Source organism: Halomonas sp. M20 (assembly GCF_020622265.1).
Lineage (GTDB): Bacteria > Pseudomonadota > Gammaproteobacteria > Pseudomonadales > Halomonadaceae > Modicisalibacter.
In genome coordinates, this window is record NZ_JACNMQ010000001.1 from 218,009 (window position 1) to 233,561 (window position 15,553).

15 protein-coding genes and 3 tRNA genes are annotated in these 15,553 nt (G+C 58.9%); 15 read left to right on the plus strand and 3 right to left on the minus strand.

Going from position 1 to position 15,553, the window contains the following annotated elements:
* Positions 1–7: 7 nt before the first annotated feature.
* Together H7850_RS01090 and H7850_RS01095 are read left to right on the plus strand one after the other, a co-directional pair.
* Complete coding sequence (locus tag H7850_RS01090; protein ID WP_264477197.1) at positions 8–964, plus strand: bile acid:sodium symporter family protein; 957 nt, start codon at positions 8–10, stop codon at positions 962–964.
* On the plus strand, positions 961–1,680 hold the full coding sequence (locus H7850_RS01095) for a tRNA-uridine aminocarboxypropyltransferase (RefSeq protein WP_227367555.1): 720 nt from the start codon (positions 961–963) through the stop codon (positions 1,678–1,680). Before H7850_RS01090 ends, H7850_RS01095 begins: the two co-directional genes overlap by 4 nt.
* Positions 1,681–1,684: 4 nt before the next feature.
* On the opposite strand, the gene H7850_RS01100 is transcribed toward H7850_RS01095, so the two are convergent.
* Positions 1,685–3,334 carry a GMC family oxidoreductase gene (locus H7850_RS01100; RefSeq protein WP_227367556.1) on the minus strand — a complete coding sequence of 550 codons (1,650 nt, stop codon included), beginning with the start codon at positions 3,332–3,334 and terminating at the stop codon, positions 1,685–1,687.
* 171 nt (positions 3,335–3,505) lie between these two features.
* Between H7850_RS01100 and H7850_RS01105 the strand changes: the two genes are divergently transcribed.
* The 8 genes from H7850_RS01105 (at position 3,506) to nadA (ending at position 9,053) form a co-directional block, all read left to right on the plus strand.
* Entirely contained in the window at positions 3,506–4,735 is a 1,230-nt protein-coding gene (locus tag H7850_RS01105) for a TRAP transporter substrate-binding protein (RefSeq protein WP_227367557.1), read from the plus strand.
* A 13-nt stretch (positions 4,736–4,748) separates the two neighbouring features.
* Positions 4,749–5,309, plus strand: a complete 561-nt coding sequence (locus H7850_RS01110; RefSeq protein WP_227367558.1) for a TRAP transporter small permease — start codon at positions 4,749–4,751, stop codon at positions 5,307–5,309.
* 11 nt (positions 5,310–5,320) lie between these two features.
* Positions 5,321–6,607, plus strand: a complete 1,287-nt coding sequence (locus H7850_RS01115) for a TRAP transporter large permease (RefSeq protein ID WP_227367559.1) — start codon at positions 5,321–5,323, stop codon at positions 6,605–6,607.
* A 100-nt stretch (positions 6,608–6,707) separates the two neighbouring features.
* Positions 6,708–7,466, plus strand: coding sequence for an IclR family transcriptional regulator (locus H7850_RS01120; RefSeq protein ID WP_227367560.1), 759 nt, complete (start codon positions 6,708–6,710; stop codon positions 7,464–7,466).
* Between the two features lie 90 nt (positions 7,467–7,556).
* Positions 7,557–7,631, plus strand: a tRNA-Lys gene (locus tag H7850_RS01125).
* An 18-nt stretch (positions 7,632–7,649) separates the two neighbouring features.
* Positions 7,650–7,724, plus strand: a tRNA-Lys gene (locus tag H7850_RS01130).
* Positions 7,725–7,773: 49 nt separating this feature from the next.
* Positions 7,774–7,848 (plus strand) — tRNA-Lys (locus H7850_RS01135).
* A 176-nt stretch (positions 7,849–8,024) separates the two neighbouring features.
* A complete protein-coding gene (nadA, locus tag H7850_RS01140) occupies positions 8,025–9,053 on the plus strand; it encodes a quinolinate synthase NadA (protein WP_413614134.1) in 1,029 nt (342 codons plus the stop codon).
* A gap of 7 nt (positions 9,054–9,060) precedes the next feature.
* On the opposite strand, the gene H7850_RS01145 is transcribed toward nadA, so the two are convergent.
* The gene (locus H7850_RS01145) at positions 9,061–10,503 is read right to left on the minus strand and encodes a M48 family metalloprotease (RefSeq protein ID WP_227367562.1); all 1,443 of its coding nucleotides are present in this window, start codon (positions 10,501–10,503) and stop codon (positions 9,061–9,063) included.
* Positions 10,504–10,613: 110 nt separating this feature from the next.
* Between H7850_RS01145 and H7850_RS01150 the strand changes: the two genes are divergently transcribed.
* Positions 10,614–10,859 (plus strand): sulfurtransferase TusA family protein, encoded by a 246-nt coding sequence (locus H7850_RS01150; protein ID WP_227367563.1) that lies wholly within the window; start codon positions 10,614–10,616, stop codon positions 10,857–10,859.
* On the plus strand, positions 10,856–11,953 hold the full coding sequence (locus H7850_RS01155; RefSeq protein ID WP_227367564.1) for an AI-2E family transporter: 1,098 nt from the start codon (positions 10,856–10,858) through the stop codon (positions 11,951–11,953). The genes H7850_RS01150 and H7850_RS01155 overlap by 4 nt, the downstream gene beginning before the upstream one ends.
* Positions 11,954–12,101: 148 nt before the next feature.
* Here H7850_RS01155 and H7850_RS01160 read toward each other — a convergent pair whose 3' ends face one another.
* Positions 12,102–12,581: a peroxiredoxin gene (locus tag H7850_RS01160; protein WP_227367565.1), complete on the minus strand. Its 480-nt coding sequence runs from the start codon at positions 12,579–12,581 to the stop codon at positions 12,102–12,104.
* A 217-nt stretch (positions 12,582–12,798) separates the two neighbouring features.
* Here H7850_RS01160 and dapA point away from each other — a divergent pair, with 217 nt between their 5' ends.
* The 3 genes from dapA (at position 12,799) to H7850_RS01175 (ending at position 15,501) form a co-directional block, all read left to right on the plus strand.
* The gene (dapA, locus tag H7850_RS01165) at positions 12,799–13,683 is read left to right on the plus strand and encodes a 4-hydroxy-tetrahydrodipicolinate synthase (RefSeq protein WP_227367566.1); all 885 of its coding nucleotides are present in this window, start codon (positions 12,799–12,801) and stop codon (positions 13,681–13,683) included.
* Positions 13,684–13,747: 64 nt separating this feature from the next.
* Positions 13,748–14,701, plus strand: a complete 954-nt coding sequence (gene bamC / locus H7850_RS01170; RefSeq protein ID WP_227367567.1) for an outer membrane protein assembly factor BamC — start codon at positions 13,748–13,750, stop codon at positions 14,699–14,701.
* A 2-nt stretch (positions 14,702–14,703) separates the two neighbouring features.
* Positions 14,704–15,501: an MBL fold metallo-hydrolase gene (locus H7850_RS01175; protein WP_227367568.1), complete on the plus strand. Its 798-nt coding sequence runs from the start codon at positions 14,704–14,706 to the stop codon at positions 15,499–15,501.
* Positions 15,502–15,553 lie beyond the last annotated feature (52 nt).

The window sequence follows — 15,553 nt, forward strand, 5'->3', positions numbered from 1 at the left end:
GTTCATCATGTCCATTTTCGAGCAGATCAATCGGCTGTTTCCTTTATGGGCGATTCTCTTCGCCCTCGTTGCTGCCTGGCAGCCAGAGTGGTTTACTGGCTTTGCTGGTCAAATCAAGCTGCTATTGGCGATCATCATGTTTGCCATGGGGCTGACGCTTTCCCGGTACGATTTTCTCAATGTGATTCGCGCCCCCTTGCCCGTGGCAGTTGGTGTGGTAATGCAATTCTCAGTGATGCCGCTAGCTGCCCTGGCGGTCTCCTGGATGCTCGATCTCGATGCGGCGCTTACCACTGGCATGGTACTGGTCGGTGCAACTGCCGGTGGCACGGCGTCCAATGTCGTGACTTGGCTTGCCGGTGGTCATGTTGCCTTGTCGGTGTCGATGACTCTGACCTCGACCTTGGTATCCGTTGCTGCCACACCGCTCTTGACCTTGCTGCTGGTCGGTGAAAGTGTCGATGTGCCGACGGGGGGAATGTTTTTGAGCATCGCGCAGCTGGTCATCGCGCCCATCATCGTTGGTGTCGTCATTCATCATTTTCTGGGCTATCAACTACGTCGCATCGAGCCGATGCTGGCCACGCTTGCCATGGCGGCCATCGTCGTGATCATCGCTATCGTGGTAGGACTCAATGCGCAGCGTTTGGCGACCCTCGGACCCTTGGTGGCACTTGCGGTGATACTGCATAACGCTATCGGCCTGGTGGGTGGCTACAGCATTGGCCGGCTGTGCGGCTTCGACAAGCGGGTGGCAAGAACCCTTGCCATTGAGGTGGGCATGCAGAATTCAGGGCTTGCGGTGACCCTGGCCAATCAGTTCTTCAGTGCCACGGCGGCCTTGCCCGGCGCACTGTTCTCGATATGGCACAACGTCTCCGGGTCGCTGCTGGCGGGCTATTGGAAGCGCCGGTCGCTAGATACCGACGACACATCAGCAAAGAAGCAGCCAAGCACACCATGACCCTTACGGACCCGGATTACTGTATTGCCACACCACCTCGTCGTCCCTTCAAGGCCCGGGGCAGCTTCGTCACCCGCTGCGAGACGTGTCGTCTGCCGGTATTGAACTGCCTGTGCCCTTATCAGGTAAAAGGCCAGAGCGAGGCGCGTTTCTGGCTGTTGACCCACTCGCTGGAGCATAACAAGCCGACCAATACCGGCCGGCTGATTGGCGATATTCTCGATACCACCGAGGTCTTTACCTGGTATCGTACCGCCCCGGACACGGTGCTGCTAGAACGTCTCGCTGACCCGAGTTTTGCGCCCTTCGTCATCTTCCCGGACGATCAGCCGGACTACGCCGAACGGGTCGTCGGCATCGAGGTGGTGAGCGACGTGAAGCAAGAAGGGCGTATTCCCGTGTTCATCATTTTAGATGGCACCTGGCGCCAGGCCCGGCGTATCTTTCGCAAGAGCCCTTATCTTGCACGCCTGCCGGTGCTGCCGCTGCGTACCGATCGACATACCCGCTATCACCTGCGCAAAGCCGCCTCGGCGGCGCATCTATGCACCGCCGAGGTCGCCGCAGAGCTGTTGCGCCAGAGCGGCGATGTGGAGGCGGCCGATCTACTCGATGACTACTTCGAGGTCTTCAACGACAGCTACGCCGAGAGTCGTCGCCATCGCAAGCTCGAGAGACCGACGGCGGCGATGCGGCGCTTGCTGGAAAGGCAGTGACGCTTTAATACGGGCTGTCTTCCTTGATCATGTCCGCGGCTTTCTCCGCGATCATGATGGTCGGGGCGTTGGTATTGCCGGAGACGATGGTCGGCATGATGGAGGCATCAACCACTCGCAGGCCGCTCAGGCCATGAACCCGTAGACGGGCGTCGACCACCGCCATGGCGTCGCTATCGCTACCCATCTTGCAGGTGCCGGCGGGATGGTAAATGGTCTGGCTATACTGGCGTGCGGCGTCGAGCAGCTCCTCATCGCTCTGGAACTTCGTCCCCGGTACATACTCATCGGTAATCACCTCGGCCAATGGCTTGGCTTCGGCAATACTGCGTGCCACCTTGATGGCGTCCACCACTACGCGCTTGTCTTCCTCGGCGCTTAGGTAGTTCGGATGAATGACGGGGTAGTCGAGCGGGTTCGAACTGGTGATACGCACCCGACCTCGACTATGCGGGCGTAACTGACAGACTGAAGAGGTAAACGCGGAGAAGGGGTGAACGCCCTCTGCGGGTTTGTCGGCGCTGAGGGGCTGCATGTGAAACTGGATATCCGGCCGATCCAGGTCTTCTCGGGACTTGGTGAAGATATAGACCTGGCTAGCCGCCAGAGTCAGTGGTCCCGTGCGGGTGAAGACGTACTGGGCACCCACCGCGAGCTTCTTCAAAGGGTGGCGTACTTCGTCGTTGAGGGTGCTGCAACTGGTCTTGAACACCAGGCGCACCTGCAGGTGATCCTGCAGATTCTCGCCAACGCCGGGCAGAGCGTGCCGGCATTCGACATTCACCGATTCGAGATGCTCGGGGTCGCCAATGCCGGAGCTCTGTAGAATTTGCGGCGAACCGATGGCACCGCTACTCAAGATGACCTCGCGCCGGGCGTGAGCAGTCTTTTCCTGACTGCCTTGTTGAAAACTGACGCCATAAACATGCTTGCCGTCGAGTAGCAATTGCTTGCACTGGGCACGAGTCATCACCGTCAGGTTCTTGCGTTTGCGTGCTGGGCGTAGAAAGGCCTTGGCAGTACTGCAGCGAAAACCATTGTAGGCAGTTTGCTGAAAGTAGCCGACGCCTTCCTGATCCTGGCCGTTGACATCGCTGTTACCAGGGATGCCGATGGCCTTGGCTGCATCGATGAAGCGCTCGGCGATCTCGCGGCGCAAACGCAGGTCGGAGACGTGTAGGGGGCCGTCCGCGCCATGATAGTCATTGGCACCTCGGGACTGGCATTCGGATTTCTTGAAGTAGGGCAACACCGTGGCGTAGTCCCATCCCGGGTTGCCGTCCTGCGCCCAGCTATCGTAATCCTCCTTTTGACCGCGAATGTAAAGCAGGCCGTTGAGGGAGCTGGAGCCGCCCAATACTTTGCCGCGAGGCCATTGCAGCTGACGATTGTTGATGCCGACATCGGGCTCGGTGAGATAGCACCAGTCGGTGGCCGGATTGTGCATGGTCTTGAAGTAGCCCACCGGTACATGAATCCACGGATTCCAGTCGCGACCGCCGGCCTCGAGCAACAGTACCGTGACATCCTGGTCCTCACTCAGACGATTGGCTAGTACGCAGCCGGCGGAGCCTGCGCCAATAATGACGTAATCGTATACGTCGCCTTGACCGGGGGGCGACTGCTCTGCTGAGTGAGGGGCGGACGTAGACATGGCAAAATCTTCCTATCGAGACTTTTTGTCTCGTTATATTTGCCTATTAACTCGAATTTATCAATAGTGAGACAAAAAATTCCAAAATGATTTGCATCCTGAGAGGGAGTGGCCTAATTTTGTTCAAGCCCCTTGGGCCATCACAACAATCAGCACACCAGGAGCCCCTCCATGAGCCAACAACAAGAGAATGGCATCTCACGCCGCGATTTTGTCCGCATTTCCGGCCGCTTCGGCTTGACCTCGACCCTGCTGGCCGCCTCCGGCATAGGTGCCACCATGACTGCTTCGAGTCTGGCGCGGGCGGCGGAAGAAGAGGAAAAGAAGCGCAACCAGACCACCCCCAAGCATACCTTGCGTTTCGGGGCCTCAGGCTTCAACGAGCGCAATCTGGATATTCAGAAATCCGGCCAGCTGTTCTTTGCCCGGGATATCGAGGCCCGCACCAACGGGGCGATTCGCGTCGAGTTCATGGGCAGCAACGAGGTATGCAACCAGCTCGACTGCGTAAGCAAGACCCAGCAGGGCATTGTCGATATGTTCTCGGCCTCGACTCAGAACTCCGCTGGAGGCGCGCCTTATTACAACGTGCTCGACTTCGCTTATATGTTTCCGTCGACGGCATCGATGTTTCATTTCTTCTACGACAATCGCAGCGAAAAGCTCTTTCGAGAGCCGCTGCGTGAGCGCCACAATATTCAGTTCCTGTTCACCCACTGCGATCTGCGCGGCCTGATGATGGGGCTCAAATGGGCGGATAAGCCGCTGGTCACCAGTCTCGAGGATCTGGCGGGCACCAAGAACCGGGTGACCGGCACCCAATTGGGTCGTATCGCCATGCAACAGCTGAATCTCAATCCGGTACCGGTGGCCTGGGAAGAGACGCTGGACGGCCTGCGCCAGGGGCTGCTCGATGGCTCGGAAACCTGGATGGCGGCGGTGGCCTACGCGGGCATGGCGCCGGTGGTCTCCCAGGCGGTGGATCTGCGCTTTTTCGCCGGTACCGAGCATACCGCCATGAGCTTGCCGGTCTTCGACAAGCTGGGTGGCGACCTCCAGGATCAGGTGATGGAGTCAGCCTACACGGCACAGATATTCACTCAAGGCATGAACGAGGCGGGGCGCGTGCAGGTTGTCGGCGCAGCGGAAAACCCCATGCCAGGCACCGTCTTCGCCAAGAACAACGTGCGGGTCGCACCGCTTTCGGATGAAGTGCGTCAGCAGGCTGCCGAGATGTGCGCGCCGGAGTTCAACCCAGAGCCCTGGGAGCAGTGGCGTGAGCGTCTCAATGGCTGGGCCGGTGGTATCGATGTCTACCAGGAGATCCACGGAATCGCCCGGGAAATCCCCAGTGACATGGCTGCGGTTAACGTCAAGCCGAACCGCTGGTGGCGCGCCTAACTAGGAGGCTCTCATGACCCCTAACGACAACACGCCAGGCCGGGCTCGCCCGGCCTGGCTCAGGCCCTTGCTCTGGCTCAATGATAACCTGGAAAAAACGGTCATTCTGATCGCCTATTCGGGAATGGCGGGTATCATCTTCGTCGAGGTGATCCGTCGCTTTCTGCTCAATCAGCAGGCCGCCTGGAGCACCAGTATTCCCATTCTGTTGTTCCTGTGGCTGACCTGGTTCGGCGCCTCCCTCAATGTCAAGAAGCGCAGCCATCTCTCTCTCAATGAGCTGCGCATGCGCATGCCCTATAAAGGGCAATTCGCTTGTCTGATTCTGGATGCAGTGTTGTGGATTGGCTTCGGGATATTGGTCATCTACTACTCGACACAGCAAGTGACCCTGGCTTATGACAATTTCGCCATCGTCAGTGGCACCAATGACGTCATGCAGTGGTGGTTCTATCTCGCCACCCCCGTGGCCTGGGTGTTGCTGCTCTTCCGTGTCTTGCAGAACCTTTACTACGACACCCAGCGCTTCAAGCGTGGGGAGCCGTTCAACCTGCAACCCGCGATCATGGACTAAAGGAGGCTATCATGACAGATGGTACTTTGATCGGCCTTGTGACATTCCTGATCGTGGGGCTTTTTCTCATTGGTGTGCCGATCTTTCTGGTGATCGGCCTATGGGTAGTCGGTGTCAGTATCATCATCGACTTCAGTCTGGCCAACATCGGTGTGACGCTGTTTCAGGGGCTACGCTTCTTCGGGCTACTGGCGTTACCGCTATTCATCCTCACCGGCGACCTGATCAACGCGGCAGGTATCGCCAAACGATTGTCGGACTTTGCTTACTCCGTATTAGGCTGGTTGAGGGGCGGCATGGGTATGGCAACCCTGGGCGCTTGCGGCATGTTCGCGGCGATCTCCGGGTCCAATGCCGGGACCACGGCGACCATCGGTTCCATCATGCATCCGGAAATGGTCAAGAACGGCTATGACGAGCGTTTTGCCGCCGCCACGGCGGCCTCCGGAGGCACCGTGGGCATCATCATTCCGCCGAGTATCATCTTCATCGTCTACGGCTTCATGATGAATCTCTCTATCAGCGACCTGTTCATTGCCGGCATGATACCCGGGGCGCTGATGGTGCTGGTGATGATGCTGGCCTGTAATTGGGTTTCTCGCCGCAATCGCTGGGGCACGTTGATTCCGTTTCGCCTGGGGAATAGCCTGCGTCATGCGGGCAAGGCGTATCTGGGCTTTGCCACCATTGGTGTAGTGCTCTACGGCATCTACTCAGGGCTTTTCTCGCCGACCGAAGCGGCGGCGGTCACTGTCGGCTTCACGTTGATCGCGGGGCTATTGATCACCCGGGAGATCAAGTTCAAGAACCTGCCGGCCATCCTGTTGCGTTCGGGACAGATCGCGGGGATGCTGGCGCCGCTGATCGCTATCTCCGTGGTCATGCAGCAGCTGCTTTCTGTGCTAGGGGTCGGGCAGTTACTCAACGAACTGCTGCTCGGGCTGGGCAATTACTACATCGTGCTGGGCATTTGCATGGCGATCATTCTGGTGGCAGGCATGGTACTGGAGAGCCTGCCGATCACCATCATTTTAGCGCCGATTCTCGCACCGATCGCACAGAACGTGGGAGTGGATCCGATCCACTTCTCGGTCATCTTCCTGGTGGGAGCGGCCATCGGTTTTATCACGCCGCCGTTCGGCCTCAACCTTTACGTGGCCAGCAGTATTACCGGCATCCCTTATTTACGACTGGTGAAGTACATCATTCCGTACTTTGTCGTATTGATACTGTGCTGGCTGGCGATTGCGCTATGGCCGGCGTTGTCGATGTATCTGGTGCAATTTGGCGGAAGCTGACGCCCATGGATATGCAGGTATGTCGGTTTACCTTTGCGGCCCTTGGTTAAACCAAGGGCCGCGGTATCATTGGCGGCTCGAATAACCCAGGGAACATTGCATGTCATTGCCGACGAATTCCACACTGCTAAGAGCCATCGCCATCATGGAAGAGGTGGTGCGCACCCAGGGTGGTGTAACCGCTGCGGACATCGGCAAGCGCTTGAATATTCCCAAGCCCACAGCCCATCGGTTGCTGGCTCAGCTGGAGCAGGAAGGACTGATCAAGCGCGAACTGGACGGACGCCATCTTGTACCGGGGCAGCGTATGAAACAGCTGGCTTTCGGTATCCTCGCTAGTCCCAGTGTCAGTGCAGCGCTGCGAGCCGTACTGCAACGCCTTTCGGAGCAGGTGGGGGAGACCTGTAACCTATCGGTACGCAGTGAACACGAAGTCATCTACTTCGATCGGGTCGAGACCAATTGGCCGGTGCGGGTGCAACTAGCGCCGGGCTCCCGACTGCCTCTGCACTGCACGGCCAGTGGCAAGCTGTTTCTGGCTTTGATGCCTCATGAGCAGCGCCGCACTCTGATCGCAAGTCTTTCCATGAAACCCCATACCCCGCACACTGCAACGACGACGGAGCAGCTCGAAGAGCGTCTCAAGCATATCGAGCGTGAGCGTATCAGCACCGATGACGAGGAGTTCATCGAAGGCATGGTGGCGGTGGCGGTGCCGGTCTACGACCGCGCCAATAATGTGCTGGCGTCGCTTGCGATCCATGCGCCCAGCATGCGCCAACCGCTCGAGAAACTATTGGAGCAGGTGCCGCTGATGCGCGAAGCGACCCGGGAATTGGAGAGTGTTTTGGAAGAGTGAGGGCCGAGTTGCGGGGGCCCCGGTCGATAAGCGTCGAAAACCTACTTGTCATCCCCGAGCGCTGTCAGTAATATGTGCGCCCTGTCGAGGGGGTCGTTAGCTCAGCGGTAGAGCAGTTGGCTTTTAACCAATTGGTCGTAGGTTCGAATCCTACACGACCCACCATCTCGACGGCCCGGCGGCGGGTCGTTAGCTCAGCGGTAGAGCAGTTGGCTTTTAACCAATTGGTCGTAGGTTCGAATCCTACACGACCCACCATCACCGCCGTTTTGATATTTCTCGTAGTCTCAGTGATCAATATTGTCACGGGTCGTTAGCTCAGCGGTAGAGCAGTTGGCTTTTAACCAATTGGTCGTAGGTTCGAATCCTACACGACCCACCAGATTTCTGCGCCCTCGCATTTTTGCATGCGAGGGCGTTTTGCTATTCGTGCGGAGCATTTTCGCGCTAGACTTGTCAAAATTCGTGAGTTGGGCGCGTCGGACGATCGAAAAGATCGATCGCATTCGGCGCTTCTAAAATGCAGGGGGATTCCCTGCCGATAGAGTGATAGACACGATGACGACCATGACGCCTCGCGCGAGGGTGCAAGAGCATCTGGCTCGCGCCTATTGTCCTACGCGGATTCCTGCCGAGGATGAAGCCCGCATCGACGAGATCAAGCGCTTGTTGAATGAGCGCAACGCAGTTCTCGTCGCCCACTACTATACCGATGATGCCATCCAGCAGCTGGCGGAAGAGACCGGCGGGTGCGTCTCCGATTCCCTGGAGATGGCGCGCTTCGGCGCCCGTCATGAAGCCTCGACGCTAGTGGTCGCCGGGGTACGCTTCATGGGGGAGACCGCCAAGATTCTCTCGCCGGAAAAGCGAGTGTTGATGCCGACTCTGGAGGCTACCTGCTCTCTGGATATCGGCTGCCCCGCGGATGAGTTCAGCGCTTTCTGCGATGCACATCCGGATCGTACCGTGGTGGTCTATGCCAATACCTCCGCGGCAGTGAAGGCCCGGGCCGACTGGGTGGTGACGTCCTCTATCGCCGTGGATGTGATCGAGCATCTGCAGGCCAAGGGCGAGAAGATCCTGTGGGCCCCGGACAAGCATCTGGGTGGCTACATTCAAAATCAGACCGGCGCCGACATGCTGCTGTGGGACGGTGCCTGTATCGTCCATGAAGAGTTCAAGGCCAAGGGCATCACCGATCTCAAGGCGCTGTACCCGGATGCCGCCGTGCTGGTGCATCCGGAATCGCCGGCCAGCGTGGTGGCGATTGCCGATGAGGTGGGCTCCACCTCGCAGCTAATCAAAGCGGCCAAGGCGTTGCCTCAACAGGAGATGATCGTCGCCACTGATCGCGGCATCTTCTTCAAAATGCAGCAGGCGGTGCCGGGCAAGACTTTGTTCGAAGCGCCCACTGCCGGCAATGGCGCAACCTGCAGGAGCTGCGCCCACTGCCCCTGGATGGCGATGAATGCTCTCGACAATCTGGCCGGGGCGCTGCGTGACTACAGCGGTGAGATATTCGTCGACGATGAGTTGCGTCAGCGGGCGTTGAAGCCTTTAGAGCGGATGCTCAACTTCAAACGCTAGATGGTTTTTAGAGTTGCTGGGCGGCCGTGCGATACTCCAGATACTCCCTGCGACGCTGCTGGATACGACTCGCCATGCCAAAGTTATTGTCACGCTTGGCGACATCTTCGGCGACCTCGAGTTGGCGGATGGCTCGATCGATGCTGCCGCTCAGTTGTAGCTGTTCGGCCCGGGCCAGATGCCCCCAGATTTCGCGGCCACTGCGTCCGGCGGCCTCGGCGAGAAGGGCAAATATCTGAGGGTCTTCCGAGGCCTGCTGACTGAGTTCACGAAGCGCATCGAAGGCTCGGTCCGGGTCTGTCTGCAGCAGGATGTCGGCCTGGAGCAGTGCCGCTGGAAAATAACCCGGAGAGAGTCTCAAGATGCGCTGGGCACGTTCGAGCGCCGCGCCGCGTCGCCCAGCCTCCAGCGCGATTTCAGCGGCGCTGGCCGGGATCAACGATAGATCCGGCAGTTCGTGAGCCAGGCGGTCGAGGCTATCGAGGGCGTCGTCGGTACGATTCTGCTCCGCGGCGATGAGCGCTTCCAGATAGAGGATGGCGCTTTGAGGCGGATTGTCCTGGCGTAGTTGCGACATGGCCTGGGTTGGAGCGTCCTGGTTCAGCTTGAGCAAGGCGCGAGCGCGAATCATGGCGTAGGTCGGGTCTTGGCCCGAGGCCGCTGCGTGAAGTTGATCGGCGCGGCTCTGGGTATCGCTGATACGGGATTCCGTGACTGGGTGGGTCAACAGAAATTCCGGCGGGTTGCCCCCTTGCAGACTGGTCAGACGTTGCATGGCGCGAAACATGGCAGGCATGGCCTGAGGATCGAATCCCGCATCCGCCATGGCATCGAGACCTACCCGGTCTGCCTCCTGCTCGAAGCGCCGGGAATAGGCTAGCTGATCCTGAATGAACGCCGCCTGGGAGCCCGCCATGGCGGCAAGCCCGGCATTGCCACCACCGCCGGCAGCGATCACCATGCCTGCCAGCATGGCGGCCATGGTGGGTAGCTGAGTCTCTTCGATACGCTCCATGCGCCGCGCGAAATGGCGCTGGGACAGATGGCCGAGTTCGTGAGCCAGCACCGAGGCGAAGGCGTCTTCGCTAGGCGCGAAGGAGAACAGTCCGGCATTCACGCCGACGATGCCGCCGGGCACCGCAAAGGCATTGAGTAGTCGGCTGTCCACCAGGGTAACGATTACCTGGGTATTGCCGATATCACTGTAAGGCAGGAGCCGAGAGAGAACCGACTCTACATAGCGCTGAGTGATCGGATCCTGCCAGGCCTGGGTCTGGGCCCGGAACTGGCGCAGCCAGGCACGGCCGAGGCGATGCTCTTCGTCGCTGGAGACGCTGCTTCCACCGCTACCTAGAGAGGGAAGGCCGTAGTCGTCGGCGTGCAGCGGCGTCGAGAGCGAGGCGAGTGCCAGGGCGCCTACCAGTACCGACGTTGTTATTTTACGCAGCATGACTATCCTCGTGGACGGGTAACGCCAGTAGCGGCATGATCTCTCGACATTGATTCGAGAAAGAAAGTGCCTTTAAATCGAGACGATTTTCTATTCTCACGGGAGATGTCATGGCTCTGCAACCTGACGATGTGCTCGATGCGCGTGGCCTGCACTGTCCGCTGCCACTGCTCAAGGCCAAACAATCCCTGGCAAGCCTTGAAGCCGGCGGCATACTTTACGTGATGGCAACGGATCCAGGTTCTTGGCGGGACTTCGAAACCTTCATCGAACAGAGCGATTTCGAGCTTCTGTCCCGAGAGGAAAGTAGCGACGAATACCACTACTGGATTCGCAAGGGTACCGCTGCTATATGAAGATGAAAGAGGTCCTGAAATCCTGGGCCGAGCGGTATTTTTCCGACGAGGAAGCCGTCGTTCTCCTGCTGGTGCTGCTCCTGGGTTTTGCCATCGTGATCTGGATGGGCAAGATGCTGGCCCCTTTCTTCACCGCGTTGATCATCGCCTTCTTGCTGCAGGGGATCGTCGCCTGGCTGGAGCGGCTTGGCTTGCCCCGGCTGCTATCGGTATTGACGGTATTTCTGATTTTTATCGGGGCTCTGCTGGCCCTGGCCCTGGTGATATTGCCCCTGGTCTGGAATCAGATGGTCGATCTGGTCCAGGAAACTCCGCGCATGTTTGCCCGAGTTCAACAGCTGTTGGATGGACTTCAGGCGCGCTATCCCACGGTGATCACCCCGGATCAGATCCAGGTCTGGATCTCCACGGCGGGGCGAGAGGCAACGCTGCTCGGCCAGCGGGCATTGACGCTGTCGCTATCATCGCTAGGCAACCTGCTGGGATTGATCATCTATCTGGTGCTGGTGCCGATTCTGGTGTTCTTTCTACTCAAGGACCGGGAGTCGCTGACACGCTTTTTCCTATCGCTACTGCCGCAAAAACGTGCCTTGATGACCAACGTATGGCACGAGATGGACCATCAGATCGCCAACTACGTACGCGGCAAGGTAATCGAGATTCTCATCGTCGGCAGCGCAGCCTACGTAACCTTCTGGTTTTTTGGACTGCCCTACACGGCACTGCTGGGTCTGACGGTAGGGCTCTCGGTGCTGGTGCCCTACATCGGGGCTGCGATCGCGACGATTCCAGTGGCAGCCGTGGCGGGGTTCTACTTTGGCATCAGCGACGAGTTCGTTTATGTGGTCGTCGCTTACGGTGTACTGCAGGCGCTGGATGGCAACGTGCTGGTGCCTGTACTGTTCTCCGAGGCGGTCAATCTGCATCCGGTATCGATCATCCTGGCGGTGCTGTTCTTCGGGGGCATCTGGGGGTTCTGGGGAATATTCTTCGCCATTCCGCTGGCGACACTGCTCAAGGCCCTGGTCAGAGCCTGGCCCCGTAGCGTCGGGCAGCGGGGGCTGCCCATTCGTCAGGTTGATCTGGAAGATTAAAATCCATGCATGAGCTACTGCGCTTGGTCATACAGCGTTAAAACTGGTCTCAGAATACTCATTTACACCTGTAAACTCCGTTTCTTCTTCCAGTTTTGCCTTGTCTGACCTTCGCTCGTGACGCTCATGAATGGATTTAGGGGTTGCGCTAGCGCGCCGTCGCGTTAAGTTCCTGGGCCGCTTCGAGTACCTTTTCGACGTGGCCCGGTACTTTGACTCCGCGCCACTCCTGGGCCAGTTTGCCGTTCTTGTCGATCAGGAAAGTGCTGCGTTCGACCCCCAGGTGCTCCTTGCCGTACATCTTCTTGAGTTTGATGACATCGAACAGCTGACAAAGGGCTTCGTCCTTGTCGGAGATCAGCTCGAAGTTGAAGCCCTGTTTGGCCTTGAAATTCTCATGAGCGCGCAGGCCGTCCCGGGAAACGCCAAAGATGCGGGTGTTGGCCTCGTCGAAGGCGTTCTTGTGATCGCGAAAATTGCCGCCTTCGGTGGTGCACCCCGGCGTGCTGTCCTTGGGGTAGAAATAGATCACTACCTGTTCACCCTCGAGTCGGGACAGCGTAACGGTGGTGTCGTTGGTCGCCTCGGCGGTGAAGTCGGGAACCTCTTGACCAATGCTGATACTCATAGTGCGCTCCTTGATTGCGCCCTTGAAAAGAACGAAGAGAGTACATCCAGACGTGCTTCGTTCCCAACTCTATGTGTTTTAGCGCTCCTGGCACCTGTACAGGCTTTCGTCGCCTGAGTACCATTTGCCCTTCGAACAGCATATCGATCACGGACGTCGTGACCCGCGACTCGTCGCCGTAGGGCCAGGAAGCCGTTGTACAGGAGGGCGTTCCCGCATGATTACAGGCAGCATCGTCGCGCTGGCGACACCGATGAAGGTTTCCGGCGAGATCGACTGGGAGGCCTTGCGCCGCCTGGTTGGTTTTCATCTCGACAATGGCACCGATGCCATCGTTGCCGCCGGCACCACCGGTGAACCCACTACCATGTCCTTCGCGGAGCATTTCGATGTCATCCGCACCGTCGTCGAAGAGGTGAATGGGCGGATCCCTGTGATCGCCGGGACGGGGTCCAACAATACCACCGAGGCGATAGAGCTGACACGCTATGCCAAGGAGGTCGGGGCCGACTACTGCCTGACCGTGGCGCCCTATTACAACAAGCCGACTCAGGAAGGCTTGTTCCAGCATTTCAAGGCGATTGCCGAGGCCAGCGATCTGCCGGTCATCCTCTACAATGTGCCTGGGCGCACCTGCTCGGATATTTACAACGAGACCGTGCTTCGACTGGCAAAGGTCGATAATATCGTCGGGCTCAAGGATGCCACGGGCAATCTCGAGCGCGCCGAGGATCTCATCGAACGACTCAAGGGTAGTGACTTCGCGCTTTATTCCGGCGACGATCCCACCGCCTGTGATTTCATGTTGATGGGTGGGCATGGCGATATTTCCGTGACCGCCAACGTCGCTCCCCGTTCGATGCATGAGCTGTGCAAGGCTGCGGTGGCCGGCGATAGCGACAAGGCGCACCAGATCAATACGCGGTTGATGCCGCTGCACACCGTTCTGGGCGTCGAGTCCAATCCGATTCCGACGAAGTGGGCGCTGAACCGCATGGGCTACGCCGAGCAGGGCATTCGCCTGCCGCTGACCTGGCTCTCCGAGAAATACCATGCCACCGTCGATGAGGCCTTGCAGCTTGCCGATGTGCTGGAAGACTGACACTGCGACGCGGCAGACCGGCTGTGGTTGAACTGCTGACCCGCGCACAAAATAAGGTAGATGCATGAACCCCGTCTTCAAGTGGACGCCGTTGATTCTCGTGACTGCCCTGGTGGTCAGTGGCTGTGGCCGCAGCGGCTATTATTATGATCGCAACGATGAGTATCGCGATGCTCAATTGACCCCGCCGCTAACGCTGCCCGACGCTCGACAGAGCAACCGCTATCAGGATGCCATGCCGGTGCCGCCGGCCAACAGCGACTTTCTGGCTCAGGGCGAGTTCGATGCGCCCCGGCCCCAGCCATTGACCGGGGGCAATCAGAGTGAGCAGAAATTCGTCGAACAGCGCGAGGCGGGCGCGGATCGCTGGCTTCTGGTCAATACGGCCCCTGCCGCTATCTGGCCCCGGCTCCAGGCTTTCGTTGCCCAGCGCGGGCTTAAAACACGCGCCCTGAGCGCTTCTCAAGGCCGTATCGAAACCGATCAGGCTACTCTAAGCGTGCGTCAGGGGCTGCGCGGCAACACCAGTGAAGTACGCTGCGAAACGGCGCCGGGTACGGATTCGTCCCAGTGTCTGTCGGCGTTGAACAACTACCTCTCCTCTTACGCCCAGGAGCAGGAAAGTGTCTCCCTGGCGGCGCAGAATCTGTCCCGAGACGACCGTGTGCGTCTCGAGAACGCCGGCGGTGCATGGCAGCTATTGATGGCACTTGGCTTCGATCGTGCCTGGTCGGAGCTTTTCTACCAGCTCGAGAATAACTTCGCCAAAAAGGGGAACAGGCTGCTGGATCAGAATCGCAGCGCCGGCGAATTTCTGATCGAGTACACGCCTCAAGACGACGGCGGCAGCTTTTTCGGGCTGTTTGGCAGCGACGCAGAGTCGCGCCAGTATCGCTTGCTGGTGGACGAGCCTTCTCAGGGCATGACGCGCGTGCGCGTGGCTGCGACGGACGAGGACTCGCTCAGCGGCAGCGATGCTCGTGAGTTGCTCGACAAGCTGGCCGCAACGCTACGTTGACAATGACAGACCGGCACGCCGACAACGGGGGACTGGCGCTACGTTTTGCCTCTCTGGGCAGTGGTAGCAAGGGCAATGCCACCCTGGTCAGTGATGGGGAGACCCACGTTCTCATCGACTGTGGTTTCGGTCTGCGTGAAACTGAAAAACGCCTGGCGCGGCTGGGGCTGCACCCAAGGCAGTTGGCAGCGGTGCTGGTCACCCACGAACATGGCGATCATATACGTGGCGTCGGCGCCTTGGCGCGACGCTACGATCTACCGATCTATCTTACGACTGGCACTTGGCTCTCCCGGCGGCTCGGGGAAGTGCCTCACCACCGGTTGCTCGTGCCCCAGGTGCGCTTTGCCATCGGCGGGCTTGAAATAGATCCGGTGACGGTGCCCCACGATGCCAGGGAGCCGGTGCAGTTTTGCATCAGCGCCCGGCAGCGTCGGCTCGGCGTATTGACGGATCTGGGCCACCCGACCGCCCATGTGATCCAGGCGTTCAGTGGTTGCGATGCACTGATTCTGGAATGCAATCACGACCCGCGCATGCTGGCGGAGGGGCCTTATCCGCCTCGGCTCAAACATCGCGTCGGCGGTAATTGGGGGCATCTTGCCAACGGCCAGGCCCATGCACTGTTGCGGCAGATAGGCATGGATCGCCTGCAGCATATCGTATGTTCGCATATCTCCGAGCAGAACAATCGCCCGGAGTTGGCCAGGGAGGCCCTCATTCCGCTACTGGATGGTGATGAGTCGCGACTGGTCATTGCTGCCCAGGACAAGGGCTTTGAGTGGCAAGTGGTGGCCTGAGTCCGACCCATTGCCCACACTTGCAACTTGCGTGATCTATCGGCTTTTCTAT

Bases quoted from the DNA above. Each gene is read 5' to 3' on its own strand.
- H7850_RS01090 (WP_264477197.1), top strand. From the start codon at position 8: ATGTCCATTTTCGAGCAGATCAATCGGCTGTTTCCTTTATGGGCGATT.
- H7850_RS01095 (WP_227367555.1), top strand. From the start codon at position 961: ATGACCCTTACGGACCCGGATTACTGTATTGCCACACCACCTCGTCGT.
- H7850_RS01100 (WP_227367556.1), bottom strand. From the start codon at position 3,334: ATGTCTACGTCCGCCCCTCACTCAGCAGAGCAGTCGCCCCCCGGTCAA.
- H7850_RS01105 (WP_227367557.1), top strand. From the start codon at position 3,506: ATGAGCCAACAACAAGAGAATGGCATCTCACGCCGCGATTTTGTCCGC.
- H7850_RS01110 (WP_227367558.1), top strand. From the start codon at position 4,749: ATGACCCCTAACGACAACACGCCAGGCCGGGCTCGCCCGGCCTGGCTC.
- H7850_RS01115 (WP_227367559.1), top strand. From the start codon at position 5,321: ATGACAGATGGTACTTTGATCGGCCTTGTGACATTCCTGATCGTGGGG.
- H7850_RS01120 (WP_227367560.1), top strand. From the start codon at position 6,708: ATGTCATTGCCGACGAATTCCACACTGCTAAGAGCCATCGCCATCATG.
- nadA (WP_413614134.1), top strand. From the start codon at position 8,025: ATGACGACCATGACGCCTCGCGCGAGGGTGCAAGAGCATCTGGCTCGC.
- H7850_RS01145 (WP_227367562.1), bottom strand. From the start codon at position 10,503: ATGCTGCGTAAAATAACAACGTCGGTACTGGTAGGCGCCCTGGCACTC.
- H7850_RS01150 (WP_227367563.1), top strand. From the start codon at position 10,614: ATGGCTCTGCAACCTGACGATGTGCTCGATGCGCGTGGCCTGCACTGT.
- H7850_RS01155 (WP_227367564.1), top strand. From the start codon at position 10,856: ATGAAGATGAAAGAGGTCCTGAAATCCTGGGCCGAGCGGTATTTTTCC.
- H7850_RS01160 (WP_227367565.1), bottom strand. From the start codon at position 12,581: ATGAGTATCAGCATTGGTCAAGAGGTTCCCGACTTCACCGCCGAGGCG.
- dapA (WP_227367566.1), top strand. From the start codon at position 12,799: ATGATTACAGGCAGCATCGTCGCGCTGGCGACACCGATGAAGGTTTCC.
- bamC (WP_227367567.1), top strand. From the start codon at position 13,748: ATGAACCCCGTCTTCAAGTGGACGCCGTTGATTCTCGTGACTGCCCTG.
- H7850_RS01175 (WP_227367568.1), top strand. From the start codon at position 14,704: ATGACAGACCGGCACGCCGACAACGGGGGACTGGCGCTACGTTTTGCC.